The organism is Streptomyces sp. enrichment culture (assembly GCF_964272855.1).
GTDB lineage: Bacteria > Actinomycetota > Actinomycetes > Streptomycetales > Streptomycetaceae > Streptomyces.
Genome location: NZ_OZ186847.1, coordinates 3,609,093 through 3,622,140, shown reverse-complemented (window position 1 = coordinate 3,622,140; position 13,048 = coordinate 3,609,093). Strand labels below are relative to the sequence as shown.

Below are 13,048 nucleotides of genomic sequence, written 5' to 3'. Positions count from 1 at the left end.
CCATGGCCCCCATTCCTGGTTCCGGCCTCGCCAAGGGCCTGGCCGTCACCCTCCGCACGATGACGAGGAAGAGCGTCACCGCGCAGTATCCGGACGTCCAGCCCGATCTCCCGCCCCGCACCCGCGGGGTGATCGGCCTGTTCGAGGAGAACTGCACGGTCTGCATGCTGTGCGCCCGCGAGTGCCCCGACTGGTGCATCTACATCGACTCCCACAAGGAGACGGTCCCGGCGGCGACCCCCGGCGGCCGCGAACGCAGCCGCAACGTGCTCGACCGCTTCGCCATCGACTTCTCCCTGTGCATGTACTGCGGTATCTGCATCGAGGTCTGTCCTTTCGACGCCCTGTTCTGGTCCCCGGAGTTCGAGTACGCCGAGACCGACATCCGCGACCTCACCCACGAGCGGGACAAGCTCCGCGAGTGGATGTGGACCGTCCCGGCCCCGCCCGCCCTCGACCCCGCCGCGGAGGAGCCGAAGGAACTGGCCGCCGCCCGCAAGACCGCCGAGAAGCTGGCGGCCCAGCAGCAGCCCCCGGCCACCGAGGCCCACGCCGACGAGCAGACCCGCGCGGCCGAGCAGCCCACCCGCCCGCAGGGCGCGTCCCGGCAGCAGACGGACCAGCCGAGGCAGGAGGGCGCCGAATGACGCTCGCAGCAGCCACCGCCCGCCTCGCCGCGGACACCTCCTCGACGGTGACCACGGCCGCCGAGAGCCACGGTTTCCTCTCCCCGAACGGCGTCGAGATCGCCTTCCTCCTCGTCGGCCTGGTCACCTTCGGCGCCGCCCTCGTCACCGTCACCACCCGGCAACTGGTGCACGCCGCCCTGTGGCTGGTGGTGACCCTCGGCGGCCTCGCCGTCGAGTACCTGCTGCTCACCGCCGAGTTCATCGCCTGGGTGCAGGTCCTCATCTACGTCGGCTCCGTCGTCGTCCTCCTCCTGTTCGGTCTGATGCTCACCAAGGCGCCGATCGGCCGCTCCCCGGACGCCGACTCCGGCAACCGCTGGGCCGCGCTCACCGTGGCCGTCGCCGCGGCCGCCGCCCTGGTCTGGGTCGTCGTCGACGCCTTCCGCACCACCTGGATCGACCTGGACGGCCCGGCCGCCGGATCCACCCGGGTCACCGGCGAGAGCCTGTTCCAGAACTGGGTGCTCCCCTTCGAGGCACTGTCCGTCCTCCTCCTGGCCGCCCTGGTCGGCGCGATCGTCCTGTCCCGCAAGGCGAAGGCCCAGACCACCGGCCTCTCCGCGGCCACCGGCGCCTCCACGACCACGGGCCCCTCCGTGACGACCGGGGCCCCCGCGACCACGAGCCCGGCCGCCGCCGGCGCCCGTTCCGACGCGCAGGCCGAGGACGGTGGCCGCTGATGCACCTCGCCTACCCCGCCGTACTCTCCGCCCTCCTGTTCTGCACCGGCCTGTACGGCGTCCTCGCCCGCCGCAACGCGATCCTGGTCCTGATGTCGGTCGAGCTGATGCTCAACGCCGTCAACCTCAACCTGGTCGCCTTCGACGTGTGGCTCAGCAGGGCCGCCGAGGAGACCCTGCACTCCGGCCAGGCCCTGACGCTGTTCACCATCGCCATCGCCGCCGCCGAGATCGGCATCGGCCTGGCGATCGTCCTCGCCGTGTACCGCAACCGCGGCACCTCCGACATCGACAAGCTCCGCGACACCGCCGAGAGCCACGAGACCGACGGCCCCGACGACGCCCTCACGGCCGGGAAGACCGAGAAGGCTGAGGCCACCGCGTGACCACGACCACCCTCGCCGTCCTCGTCCCCCTCCTGCCGTTCCTGGGTGCCGGCGCCGGCCTGGCGCTGGGCCGCACCGCCCCCGGCTTCGTCCGCCCGCTCGCGGTGCTGCCGACGCTCGCCGCGCTCGCCCTCGCCGTGGTCGTCGCCGTCCACCAGGGCGGCGACGAGGCCGTCGACGCGGCAACGGAACTGACCCCCACCGGCTCGGTCCCGATCGAGCTGGCCCTGTACATCGACGGCTTCGCCGCGCTCGTCGCCGTCCTGGTCGCCTTCGTCGCCACCTGTGTGCAGATCTACTCGACGGGCTATCTGCGCGACGATCCGCGCTACCCCTCGTACGCGGCGCTCGTCTCCCTGTTCACCTCCGCGATGCTCCTCGTCGTCTACTCGGGCGACCTGATGGTGCTGCTGGTCGGCTGGGAGGTCATGGGCATCTGCTCCTACTTCCTGGTCGGCCACTACTGGGAGACCCCGGAGGCCCGCGCCGCCTCCCTCAAGGCCTTTCTGGTCACCAAGCTCGGCGACGTCCCCTTCCTCATCGGTCTGTTCGCGCTGGCCACCGACGCCGGGTCGTTCCGCATCACCCGGGTCCTCGGCGCCGTCGCGAACGGCGGCATCGACCACCCGACGCTGATCGCCCTGCTCCTCCTGGCCGGTGTGGCCGGCAAGTCGGCGCAGTTCCCGCTGCACACCTGGCTTCCCGACGCGATGGCCGGCCCGACGCCCGTCTCCGCGCTGATCCACGCGGCGACGATGGTCGCCGCCGGTGTCTACTTCGTCGCCCGGCTCCTCCCGGTCTTCGAGGCCTCCCAGGCCGCGATGGTCGTCCTCGCCGTCATGGCCGCCGTCACCATGGCGGGCTCGGCGCTCGCCGCGCTCGCCCAGGACGACATCAAGCGCGTCCTCGCCTACTCGACGATCGGCCAGCTCGGCTACATGACCGGCGCCCTCGCCGTCGCCGACCGCGGCGCCGCCGTCTTCCACCTCCTGTCGCACGGCGCCTTCAAGGCGCTGCTGTTCCTCGCCGCCGGCGTGATCATCCACGCCACCGGCACCAACTCGCTGGCCGCCATGTCCCGCATGTCGCACCTGCGCGACCGCGTCCCCGACGCCTACTGGACGATGACCGTGGCGCTCCTGGCGCTCGCCGCGATCCCGCCGTTCAGCGGCTTCTTCTCCAAGGAGTCCGTCCTCGGCGCCGCCGAGCACGTCGCCACCGGTCACACCGAGGACGCCCCCGCCGCCGCGGGCTGGATCATCCTGGTCGTCGGCCTGCTCACCGCCCTGCTGACCGCCGCTTACGCGATGCGCCTGTGGCTGCTCGCCTTCCGCGGCCACGGCGCCGAGGCCCCCGACCACGGCCGCCAGCCCCTGGCCATGACCGTGGTGCTGTGGGTGCTCGCCGCGCCGTCCCTCGCCCTCGGCGGTTTCGCGTACCAGTCCTTCCCCGGCTGGTTCGACGGCGGCGACCTCGGCCCGACCCTGACCACGTCCGTGCTCGGCACGGGCCTGGCCCTGGTCGGCGGCCTCGTCACCTACGCCGCCTGGCGGCACACCACCGCGCTCGCCGCCAAGGTGCCGATGGGCGCGGTCGCCGCCCACCCGGAGGGCGACGCCGGGCTGGTCGAGGCCGAGGCGATCGCGAGCCACGCGCCCGCCTACGGCGACGTCGCCCAGGCCCCCGACCCGGCCGACCCGGGACGGCTGCTGCTCGGCCCGCTGCACCGCCACGCGGCGGTCGGCTTCCACGTCGACGCCGTGTACTCGGCACTGTTCGTCCGCCCGGTGCGGGCCGGCGCGAGCCTCGTACGGTTCCTCGACCGCGAGGTCGTCGACACCTATGTGCGCGGCGCGGGCGCCCTTCCCCGCTGGCTCGGCGCCGCCGTACGGCGCGCCCAGACCGGCAATGTGCAGACCTATGTGAGCGCGCTGCTCGCCGGCACCGTCGTCCTGGTGGTCGCCGTCGTCCTCGTCGCCACGGGAGCGTGAGCAGGCGTGATCGATATCAGCGAGTCCGTGATGCAGTTCCTTCTGGCGTTCGTCGTGGTCGGCCCGCTCCTCGGCGCCGCCGCCGCTCTCCTGCCCGCCCCGCCCGGACTGAAGGGGAAGTCACCCGAGCAGGCCGTGCTGCGGCACGGCGTGACGGTGACCGGAGCCATCCTCATCGCCGCGATCGTCCTCGCGCTCGGCTTCGACCACGACCAGCCGTCCAGGATGCAGGCCACGACGGACATCAGCTGGATCCCCGCACTCGACGTTCGGATCCACCTCGGCATCGACGGCATCTCCCTCCCCCTTGTGGTGCTGACCGCGCTGCTGACCTTCCTCTGCGCGCTCTACTCGTACTTCAAGCCGCCCTCGGGCCCGTCCCCGAAGGCCTTCGTCGCCCTGCTGCTCGTCCTGGAGACCGGCACCCTCGCCACCTTCGCCGTCCTCGACCTGCTGCTGTTCTTCCTCGCCTTCGAGACGGTCCTGATCCCGATGTACTTCCTCATCGCCCGCTGGGGCGGCGAGGGCCGGGCCGGGGCCGCCTGGAAGTTCATCCTCTACACGCTGCTCGGCTCCGTGGTCATGCTGCTCGGCCTGCTCCTGATCGGCCTTCGGGCGGGCACGTTCGACATGGTGGCACTCGCCACTGACAACGGCCGGTCGCTGAGCGCGTCCGTGCAGGTCATCGCCGTTCTAGCGATCGGGATCGGGCTCGCGGTGAAGACGCCGATGTGGCCGCTGCACAGCTGGCTGCCCGACGCCCACACCGCCGCCCCGACCGTCGGCTCGGTGCTGCTGGCCGGCGTGCTGCTGAAGATGGGCACGTACGGGTTCGTCAGGATCCTGCTGCCGATCACCCCCGGCGGCTTCGCCGACTTCGCGCCGTACCTCGCCGCGTTCGCCGTCGTCGGGATCATCTACGGATCGCTCGCCTGCCTCGCCCTCGCCAAGCAGGGCGCGAAGGGCGACCTGAAGCGGCTGATCGCCTATTCCTCCGTCGGCCACATGGGCTTCGTGCTGCTCGGCATCGCCACCATGACCCCGACCGGCGTGAACGGCGCCCTGTTCGCCAACATCGCCCACGGCCTCATCACCGGCCTGCTGTTCTTCCTGGTCGGCGCGTTGAAGGACCGCACCGGCAGCACCGACCTCGACACCCTCGCCGAGGAGACCGGCGCCGCCCTGTACGGCAGGGCACCGCGCCTCGGCGGCCTGCTCGCCTTCGCCGCGGTCGCCTCGCTCGGGCTGCCGGGTCTCGCCGGGTTCTGGGGCGAGATGCTGGCGCTGTTCGGCGCGTTCGAGCCCGCCGACGGCCTCAGCCGCCCGGCCTTCCTCACCTTCATGGCGATCGGCGCGTTCGGCACCCTGCTCACCGCCGCCTACCTGCTGGTCGTGGTCCGCCGGGTCTGCATGGGCGCCCTGCCGCAGGACACCCCGAAGCTGGCCGACGTACAGACGTACGAGTTCGCGGCCTGGGCGCCGCTCGTCGCCCTCACCGTCGTCGCCGGACTCTGGCCGAAGATCCTCCTCGGCCTGACCGACCCGGCCGTGCAGCAGCTCCTCGCAGGAGGCACCCGATGAGCTCCCAGGCCCAGCCGCTCGCCGAGTCGCTGATCCAGTCCGTCGACTGGCTCGCCGTCGCGCCGCCCACCATCGCGGCCGTGGTCGCGCTCGCCGTCCTGGTCGCCGACCTGTTCGTGGCCGAGCACCGCAAGGCGCTCCTCGGCTGGATCTCCGTGGCCGGCCTCACCGTCGCCACCCTGATGCTGCTGCCCCTCCTGGACGGCGACCGCTCCACCTTCTGCCTGACCGGCGACCCCGGCGTGTGCAGCTACACCGCGGACCGCTTCACCCTCGTCCTGCAGCTCCTCGTGCTCGGCGGCGCCCTGGTCGCGGCCCTGCTGTCGGTCACCGGCCTGAAGGACGCGCGCGGGGGACTCCCCGAAGGGGAGTTCTGGTTCCTGCTGCTCTCCTCCGCGGCCGGCGCGGCCCTCCTGCCGGCCTCCCGCGACCTCGCCACCCTGATCGTCGCCCTGGAGGTCGCCTCCCTGCCCGCCTTCGCCCTCGTCGGCCTGCGGTACGGCGACCGCAGGTCCTCCGAGGCGGCCCTGAAGTTCTTCCTGTCCTCGGTCACCGCCACCGCGGTCAGCCTGATGGGCATCAGCTTCGTCTACGCCGCCACCGGCAGCCTCTACCTCACCCAGATCGCCGAGCGCGTGGACGGCGTCGACGGTCAGCTGCACACCCTCACGCAGACCGGTGTCGTCCTGACCCTGATCGGCTTCGCCTTCAAGACGGCCGCCGTGCCCTTCCACTTCTGGGTGCCCGACACCTATGTGGGCGCCCCGCTGCCGGTCGCCGCCTACCTGTCGGTGGTCGGCAAGGCGGTCGGCTTCACCGGCCTGATCCTCGTCACCGTCATCGCCCTCCCGTCGTACGCCGACGTCTGGGGCCCGGCGCTGGCCGTGCTCGCCGCGCTGACCATGACCGTCGGCAACGTCGGCGCCCTCCGGCAGCAGTCCACGCGCGCGTACAGCGCGGTCCGCCTGCTCGCCTGGTCCTCCGTCGGCCAGGCCGGCTACCTCCTGGTGCCGATCGCCGCGGCCGCCTACTCCGACGACGCCGAGCGGTCGATCGGATCCACGGTCGCCTACGCGCTCATGTACGGCGTGGTGAACCTCGGCGCCTTCGCGGTGGCCGCGCTGGTCGGCCGTACTAAGAACCTGAACCGGGTCGCCGACTACCGGGGCCTGTACGCCACGAACCCCGTGACCGCCCTCCTGATGGCCTTCTTCCTGCTGTGCCTGGCCGGGCTGCCGCCGGGCATCATCGGGCTGTTCGCCAAGGTCACCGTCTTCTCGGCGGCCGTCGAAGCGGGCCTCGGCTGGCTGGCCGCGATCATGGCCGTGAACGTCGTGATCGCGCTGTTCTACTACCTCCAGTGGACGGCCCTGCTCTTCCGGGCCCCCGAGGGCGAACCCGCGCGGCACCGCCTCCCGGCGCCCGTCACCGCCGCGATCGCCGTCACCGCCGTCCTCGGCGTCGCGCTCTCCGGCGCTCCCCAGCTTGTGCTGCGCTTCACGGACACCGGCCTCTTCTGACGCCGCCCGCCACAAGGGCCGTCCGGGGCACCGTCACCCGGACGGCCCAGCCGCGCCGCCGTGCGCACAAGGGAACTAGTGGTCCCCGCCTGGCGTTGACCAGTACGGGAGGGTCCACTGGACGTGACACCACGACTCCAGTGAGCCGACAGATCACAGCAAGCAAAGGGTTCCCCTGCTGCACCACTTGGAGGGCGTACCGTGCACCGCCGGCACAACGGGCTCAGGACCGCAGTACTCCTCGGGGGACTGTCCGCACTCATCATCGTCATCGGCAGCTTCTTCGGTCGTACGGGCCTCGTCGTCGCCGTGCTCATCGCCCTGGGCACCAACGCCTACGCCTACTGGAACAGCGACAAACTGGCCCTCCGCGCGATGCGCGCCCGCCCGGTGAGCGAGTTCGAGGCACCCGCCCTGTACCGCATGGTCCGCGAGCTCTCCACGCAGGCCCGCCAGCCCATGCCCCGCCTGTACATCTCCCCGACGGAGGCCCCCAACGCCTTCGCGACCGGCCGCAACCCGCGCAACGCCGCCGTGTGTTGCACCGAGGGCATCCTGCGCCTGCTCGACGAACGCGAACTGCGCGGCGTCATCGGTCACGAGTTGAGCCACGTCTACAACCGCGACATCCTGATCTCGTCGGTCGCCGGTGCCCTCGCATCGGTGATCATGTTCCTGGTCAACTTCGCCTGGCTGATCCCGATCGGCCGCTCGGACGACGACGACGGCCCCGGCATCCTCGGCATGCTGCTGATCCTGATCCTGGGACCGCTCGCGGCCTCGCTCATCCAACTGGCCATCAGCCGCTCGCGCGAGTACGAGGCCGACGCCTCCGGCGCCCAGCTCACCGGTGACCCCTTGGCCCTGGCCAGCGCCCTGAGAAAGCTGGAGACGGGCACCAAGCAGCTCCCGCTGCCGCCCGAGCCGCGTATCGAGACCGCCAGTCACATGATGATCGCGAACCCGTTCCGCCCCGGCCAGGGGCTGTCCAAGATGTTCTCCACCCACCCGCCGATGGCGGAGCGCATCCGCCGGCTCGAACAGATGGCAGGTCCGCACCGGTGAAGACGATCCTGAACCTCATCCTGAACGTCATCTGGCTCGTCCTGAGCGGCTTCTGGCTGTTCCTCGGCTATCTGCTCGCGGGCGTGCTGCTCTGCATCACCGTCATCGGTATCCCGTTCGGCATCGCCGCCTTCCGCATCGGCGTCTACGCGCTGTGGCCCTTCGGGTACACCACGGTCGAACGCCGCGACGCCGGTGCCCCGTCCTGCGTCGGCAACGTCCTCTGGCTGATCCTCGCCGGCTGGTGGCTCGCCCTCGCCCACATCGCCACCGGCATCGCCCTGTGCGTCACGATCATCGGCATCCCGTTCGGCATCGCGAACTTCAAGCTGATCCCCGTGTCCCTGCTGCCGCTGGGGCGCGAGATCGTGTCCACGGACCGCCCGTTCGCGCCGACACCCTGGTAGCGCGCAGCCCTGGTAGCGCGACGCGCCGGCAGCGTGACGCCCCGGCAGGGCCGCGGTCAGCTCCGCGCGGTGCCCCGGCGCCGTACGGCGTACGCCACCACACCCACGGCCAGCACCCCCGAGCCCACGGCCACCGACACGCCGGGCAGGGAGAACGCCAGCAGCGCGCAGCCGAGGAGGCCCACGCCCGGCACCAGGCGGGCGCGCGGCGACGGATCGAGGGTCCAGGCCGAGGCGTTGGCCACGGCGTAGTAGGCGAGCACCCCGAAGGAGGAGAAGCCGATCGCGCCCCGGACGTCCACCGTGGCGGCCAGCACCGCGACCACCGCGCCCACGGCCAGCTCCGCGCGGTGCGGCACCCGGAAGCGCGGATGGACGGCGGCCAGCGCGCCCGGCAGATGCCCGTCCCGCGCCATCGCGAGCGTGGTCCGGGAGACACCCAGGATCAGGGCCAGCAGCGACCCCAGAGCCGCCACGGCGGCCCCGGCCCGCACCACCGGCACCAGCCCCGGCATCCCGGCCGCGCGCACCGCGTCGGCCAGCGGAGCGGTCGCCTCACCGAGCCCGCCGGACCCCAGCACGGACAGCACGGCGACCGCCACGCACGCGTACACCACGAGGGCGATCCCGAGCGCGAGAGGAATCGCGCGGGGGATGGTACGGGCCGGATCCCGGACCTCCTCGCCGAGCGTGGCGATCCGCGCGTACCCGGCGAACGCGAAGAAGAGCAGACCGGCCGCCTGAAGCACGCCGCCGAGGCCCTCGGAGGCGCCGACGTCCAGCCGTCCGGCGTCGGATTCCGCCGACCCCAGACAGACGACCACCACGGCGGCGAGCACGCCCAGCACCACGGCCACGATCGCCCGCGTCAGCCAGGCGGACTTCTGGACGCCGCCGTAGTTCACGGCGGTCAGCGCCACCACGGCCGCCACCGCCACCGCGTGCGCCTGCCCGGGCCAGACGTACGCCCCCACGGTGAGCGCCATCGCCGCGCAGGAGGCCGTCTTGCCGACCACGAAGGACCAGCCCGCCAGGTACCCCCAGAACGGCCCCAGCCGCTCCCTGCCGTACACGTACGTACCGCCGGAGGCCGGGTAGCGGGCCGCCAGCCGCGCGGAGGACATGGCGTTGCAGTAGGCGACCACGGCCGCCACCGCCAGCCCGGGCAGCAGCCCGGAGCCGGCCGCGCGGGCCGCCGGTGCGAGCGCGGCGAAGATCCCGGCTCCCACCATCGAGCCGAGCCCGATGACGACGGCGTCGCCCACGCCGAGGCTGCGTCGCAGTTCGGAGGCGGAGGAGGTCATGGCCGCACCCTACTGAAGGGGTGGGCCGGCGGCCCACACAGGAGAAGGGCGGGCACCTGATGCCCGCCCTCCCGTCATCTGCCGGTCTCCGCGAATTACCGGTAGTTCACGAACTGCAGTGCGAAGTCGAAGTCCTTGCCCTTCAGCAGGGCGATGACGGCCTGCAGGTCGTCCCGGCTCTTCGAGGTGACCCGCAGCTCGTCACCCTGGACCTGGGCCTTCACGCCCTTCGGGCCCTCATCGCGAATGATCTTCGCCACCTTCTTGGCGTTCTCCTGGGAGATGCCCTCCTGGATCGACGCGAAGATCTTGTACTCCTTGCCGGAAAGCTGCGGCTCGCCCGCGTCCAGGGCCTTCAGCGAGATGCCGCGCTTGATCAGCTTGGACTGGAAGACGTCGAGGACAGCCTTCACCCGGTCCTCGGAGTTCGCCTCCATCAGGATCTTGTCACCGGACCACGAGATCGAGGCGCCCACGCCCTTGAAGTCGTAGCGCTGGGAGATCTCCTTGGCGGCCTGGTTGAGGGCGTTGTCGACCTCCTGCCGCTCGACCTTCGAGACGATGTCGAAACTGGAGTCGGCCATGTCCTGTGGCTCCTTGTATCGGGGTGCGAAACGGGTGCGTAGCGGCGTACGCGGTCGTCGGCCGGTCCCCACGCGGGGCACGGACCGCATCCGGACAAGCCTAGCCACCCCCGTCCCTCAGGTCCCGATCAATCAGGTGGCGAAGCACCCCTCCGCATCGGGTATTGTTTACGTCGTTGCCAGGGAGCACCGCCGAAAAGCGGTTCGAAGGGCAGCAACCCCGGCGGTGTGCCCGAGCGGCCAAAGGGAGCAGACTGTAAATCTGCCGGCTCAGCCTTCCCAGGTTCGAATCCTGGCGCCGCCACACTGGGGAAAACCCCCTCCGATCTGCGGAAACGCAGACGGAGGGGGTTTTTCGTGTACGGGCACACTTAATGCATGTCGCCCCGTCGCAGAACCTGCCCAGAATGCCGTCGTGAGATCGCCGTCGTCGCCGGGCGGTTCGCTCGGCACGATCCGCCCGGGGCGCGGGGGAGCGGGCAGCTCGTCTCGTGTCCGGGGTCGCGGCGGTACGCGCAACTGGGGGCGGTACAGCCGTCGTTGGACGGCCATGTGGTGCCCGAGTTCCCGGGACAACTGCCGCTGTTCTGAGGCGGTTTTCCGCGTCGGCTCAGTTGCCGGCGATCGACTTCACCGCCACCGACACCGGCGTCGAACCGCCGACCAGTTCCAGGGTCAGCCCGGCCGTCGCGGGCGTTTCCAGCAACTCGGCGAGTACGGCGGCCACATCGTCGCGCGGGACGGCGCCGCGGCCCGTGTGCGCCTCCAGACGGACCAGCCCGGTACCGGCGTCGTCCGTGAGCGAACCGGGGCGCAGGATCGTCCAGTCGAGGCGGTCCAGGCCCTGCACGTACGCGTCGGCCGCGCCCTTGGCGCGCAGGTAGACGTCGAACACGTCGTCGCCCTCGTGCCCGGGGTCCGCGCCCATCGAGGAGACCACCAGGAAACGCCGTACGCCCGCGCGGACCGCCGCGTCCGCGAACAGCACCGCCGCGCCCTTGTCCACGGTGTCCTTGCGGGCCGCTCCGCTGCCGGGCCCGGCGCCCGCCGCGAACACCGCCGCGTCCGCGCCCTGCAGATGGGCCGCGACCCCCTCGACGGTGGCCGACTCCAGGTCCAGCAGCACCGGTTCGGCGCCCGCCTCCCGCAGGTCGTCGCCCTGTCCCTCGCGGCGGATGATGCCCGCCGCCTCGTGGCCGCGCTGGGCGAGCAGGCGCTCCAGGCGCAGCGCGATCTGTCCATGACCACCAGCGATGACAATGCGCATGCCTTCGACCGTACGCCCGAACGGCCGCCCGTGCCGCCCGCACGGCCCGGGTGTTCCCCCGCCCTCACGCCCGGGCTCAGGAGGGCTTGCCCCGCCCCTGCCGGGGCAGCCCCAGCTCGTCCACCGCCGCCGAGTCGCAGTACTCCCGTACCGCGCTCGTCCGCGCCACCACACGCCCCTGGTGCACCACGATCCTGCTGTACGCCAGGGACAGGGCGCCCGCCAGCCGGTCTCCCCGCACCGCCAGCAGCTCCGCCGGGAAACCGGCCTCCACGCGGACCTCGGGCAGCCCCAGGGCCGCGCGGGCGGAGGCGCTGACGGTGTCGTAGGCGTCCTCGGGGCGCAGGCCCTGGCGGGAGGCGAGGAGGTAGGCCGCCTCCAACGGGTCCCCGCGGCCCACCGGGTTGGACACGTCCCGCAGCGCGCCGCTCCCGGCCGCGACCCGTACGCCGGCGGCGCGCAGCAGTCGTACGGGCGCCGTGCCGGGGTGGTCCACGCTCCCGCAGCCGCCCTGGGGCAGGCACACCACCGTCACTCCCGCCGCGGCGAGCTGGTCCGCCGTCCGGGACGCCAGGTCGGTGGGGAGGCGCGCGACACCGGCGCACGGTCCGACCGTCACGCCGGGGCGCAGGCCGCCCGCCATCGCGGCGAGCCGCGCCAGACGCGCCGGGTCGGCGGCGTCGGTGTGCAGGTCGACCGGGCAGCCGTGCTCGGAGGCGACCGCCAGGACGGCCTCCACATAGCCCGTGGGATCGGGGTCCGCGTCCGGGCAGCCGCCCACCACGGAGGCGCCCATCTTCACCGCGTCCCGCAGCATGGCGAGCCCGTCCGCCCCGGCCGCCCCGGTCAGCACCCGCGGCATCGCCACCGCCGTCAGCTCGACGAGCCCCCGTAGCGAACGCCGTGCCCGCAGCACCGCGCGGAGCGCCTCCAGCCCCTGGACGTCGCCCACGCGCACATGGGCCCGCAGCGCGGTCGCCCCGTGCCCGAGCTGCAGCAGCGCGGCCTGCGTGGCCCGGCGCTGGACGTCCTGGAGGTCGTAGGAGACGGGGCCGCCGGCGTCGGCGGTCAGGGCGGTGTCCGCGTGGGCGTGCGGTTCGGCGGGAGCCGGCAGCAGCAGATAGCCGCCCAGGTCCACCCGTGCCCCGCTCGCGCGCGTGCCGCCCAGACTGCCGGCCGTGCCGACCGCCTCGATGCGACCGCCGCTCAGCAGTACGTCCACGGTGCGGCCGTCGGTGAGCCGTGCCCCGGACAGCAGCAGGGCGTCCCCGTCGGTCTGTCCGGGGGAGCCCGGCGGGGACGACGAGCGGGGCGGCTGTGGCGGGCTGTCGGGCATCGCGCTCCAGTGGCTCGAGGGCTGTGCCCGGGGCGGCACAAGATCACAGAGTGTGTCGAGCGTAGGACGGCGGCCCTGCCCGGGCGGGGAGGAGCGGAATAGTCGTACCGGTGCGGTCCCGGCGCGGGGGAGCCGCGGTGAGGCTCCGGTGAGGCTCCGGGGAGGCTCCGGGGAGGTGCGCCGGACGGGCCGGGCAAGGGGTCGGGAAACGGATTTGGGCGAACGGCGGGCGACCGTG

General features: G+C 72.4%; 13 protein-coding genes and 1 tRNA gene. 10 read left to right on the top strand and 4 right to left on the bottom strand.

The genetic code is table 11. The features are described 5' to 3' along the window. Positions 1-2: 2 nt before the first annotated feature. The 8 genes from ACSU6L_RS15465 (at position 3) to ACSU6L_RS15430 (ending at position 8,319) form a co-directional block, all read left to right on the top strand. The gene (locus tag ACSU6L_RS15465) at positions 3-647 is read left to right on the top strand and encodes a NuoI/complex I 23 kDa subunit family protein (RefSeq protein ID WP_073940596.1); all 645 of its coding nucleotides are present in this window, start codon (positions 3-5) and stop codon (positions 645-647) included. After that, positions 644-1,369: an NADH-quinone oxidoreductase subunit J family protein gene (locus ACSU6L_RS15460; RefSeq protein WP_437057270.1), complete on the top strand. Its 726-nt coding sequence runs from the start codon at positions 644-646 to the stop codon at positions 1,367-1,369. The genes ACSU6L_RS15465 and ACSU6L_RS15460 overlap by 4 nt, the downstream gene beginning before the upstream one ends. Continuing rightward, complete coding sequence (gene nuoK, locus ACSU6L_RS15455) at positions 1,369-1,755, top strand: NADH-quinone oxidoreductase subunit NuoK (protein WP_073940594.1); 387 nt, start codon at positions 1,369-1,371, stop codon at positions 1,753-1,755. Before ACSU6L_RS15460 ends, nuoK begins: the two co-directional genes overlap by 1 nt. Beyond that, entirely contained in the window at positions 1,752-3,746 is a 1,995-nt protein-coding gene (locus ACSU6L_RS15450) for an NADH-quinone oxidoreductase subunit 5 family protein (RefSeq protein ID WP_365506548.1), read from the top strand. Before nuoK ends, ACSU6L_RS15450 begins: the two co-directional genes overlap by 4 nt. A 6-nt stretch (positions 3,747-3,752) precedes the next feature. Continuing rightward, positions 3,753-5,327, top strand: coding sequence for a complex I subunit 4 family protein (locus tag ACSU6L_RS15445; RefSeq protein WP_437057267.1), 1,575 nt, complete (start codon positions 3,753-3,755; stop codon positions 5,325-5,327). Further along, complete coding sequence (locus ACSU6L_RS15440) at positions 5,324-6,847, top strand: NADH-quinone oxidoreductase subunit N (protein WP_437057265.1); 1,524 nt, start codon at positions 5,324-5,326, stop codon at positions 6,845-6,847. Before ACSU6L_RS15445 ends, ACSU6L_RS15440 begins: the two co-directional genes overlap by 4 nt. A gap of 201 nt (positions 6,848-7,048) precedes the next feature. After that, on the top strand, positions 7,049-7,912 hold the full coding sequence (htpX, locus tag ACSU6L_RS15435) for a zinc metalloprotease HtpX (protein WP_073940590.1): 864 nt from the start codon (positions 7,049-7,051) through the stop codon (positions 7,910-7,912). A gap of 8 nt (positions 7,913-7,920) precedes the next feature. Beyond that, positions 7,921-8,319 (top strand): YccF domain-containing protein, encoded by a 399-nt coding sequence (locus tag ACSU6L_RS15430; protein ID WP_437064905.1) that lies wholly within the window; start codon positions 7,921-7,923, stop codon positions 8,317-8,319. Positions 8,320-8,375: 56 nt separating this feature from the next. On the opposite strand, the gene ACSU6L_RS15425 is transcribed toward ACSU6L_RS15430, so the two are convergent. Next, positions 8,376-9,623 carry an APC family permease gene (locus ACSU6L_RS15425; RefSeq protein ID WP_437057262.1) on the bottom strand — a complete coding sequence of 416 codons (1,248 nt, stop codon included), beginning with the start codon at positions 9,621-9,623 and terminating at the stop codon, positions 8,376-8,378. A 95-nt stretch (positions 9,624-9,718) separates the two neighbouring features. Then, entirely contained in the window at positions 9,719-10,207 is a 489-nt protein-coding gene (locus ACSU6L_RS15420; RefSeq protein WP_218514922.1) for a YajQ family cyclic di-GMP-binding protein, read from the bottom strand. A 222-nt stretch (positions 10,208-10,429) separates the two neighbouring features. Here ACSU6L_RS15420 and ACSU6L_RS15415 point away from each other — a divergent pair. After that, positions 10,430-10,511 (top strand) — tRNA-Tyr (locus tag ACSU6L_RS15415). A gap of 74 nt (positions 10,512-10,585) precedes the next feature. Beyond that, entirely contained in the window at positions 10,586-10,798 is a 213-nt protein-coding gene (locus ACSU6L_RS15410; protein ID WP_073940587.1) for a hypothetical protein, read from the top strand. 19 nt (positions 10,799-10,817) lie between these two features. On the opposite strand, the gene ACSU6L_RS15405 is transcribed toward ACSU6L_RS15410, so the two are convergent. Together ACSU6L_RS15405 and ACSU6L_RS15400 are read right to left on the bottom strand one after the other, a co-directional pair. After that, entirely contained in the window at positions 10,818-11,474 is a 657-nt protein-coding gene (locus tag ACSU6L_RS15405; protein WP_437057260.1) for an NAD(P)H-binding protein, read from the bottom strand. Between the two features lie 76 nt (positions 11,475-11,550). After that, the gene (locus ACSU6L_RS15400) at positions 11,551-12,810 is read right to left on the bottom strand and encodes a hydrolase (protein ID WP_437057258.1); all 1,260 of its coding nucleotides are present in this window, start codon (positions 12,808-12,810) and stop codon (positions 11,551-11,553) included. Positions 12,811-13,048 lie beyond the last annotated feature (238 nt).

Coding starts and splice junctions, on each gene's coding strand:
- ACSU6L_RS15465 (WP_073940596.1), top strand. CDS start 3: ATGGCCCCCATTCCTGGTTCCGGCCTCGCCAAGGGCCTGGCCGTCACC.
- ACSU6L_RS15460 (WP_437057270.1), top strand. CDS start 644: ATGACGCTCGCAGCAGCCACCGCCCGCCTCGCCGCGGACACCTCCTCG.
- nuoK (WP_073940594.1), top strand. CDS start 1,369: ATGCACCTCGCCTACCCCGCCGTACTCTCCGCCCTCCTGTTCTGCACC.
- ACSU6L_RS15440 (WP_437057265.1), top strand. CDS start 5,324: ATGAGCTCCCAGGCCCAGCCGCTCGCCGAGTCGCTGATCCAGTCCGTC.
- ACSU6L_RS15425 (WP_437057262.1), bottom strand. CDS start 9,623: ATGACCTCCTCCGCCTCCGAACTGCGACGCAGCCTCGGCGTGGGCGAC.
- ACSU6L_RS15420 (WP_218514922.1), bottom strand. CDS start 10,207: ATGGCCGACTCCAGTTTCGACATCGTCTCGAAGGTCGAGCGGCAGGAG.
- ACSU6L_RS15410 (WP_073940587.1), top strand. CDS start 10,586: ATGTCGCCCCGTCGCAGAACCTGCCCAGAATGCCGTCGTGAGATCGCC.
- ACSU6L_RS15405 (WP_437057260.1), bottom strand. CDS start 11,474: ATGCGCATTGTCATCGCTGGTGGTCATGGACAGATCGCGCTGCGCCTG.
- ACSU6L_RS15400 (WP_437057258.1), bottom strand. CDS start 12,810: ATGCCCGACAGCCCGCCACAGCCGCCCCGCTCGTCGTCCCCGCCGGGC.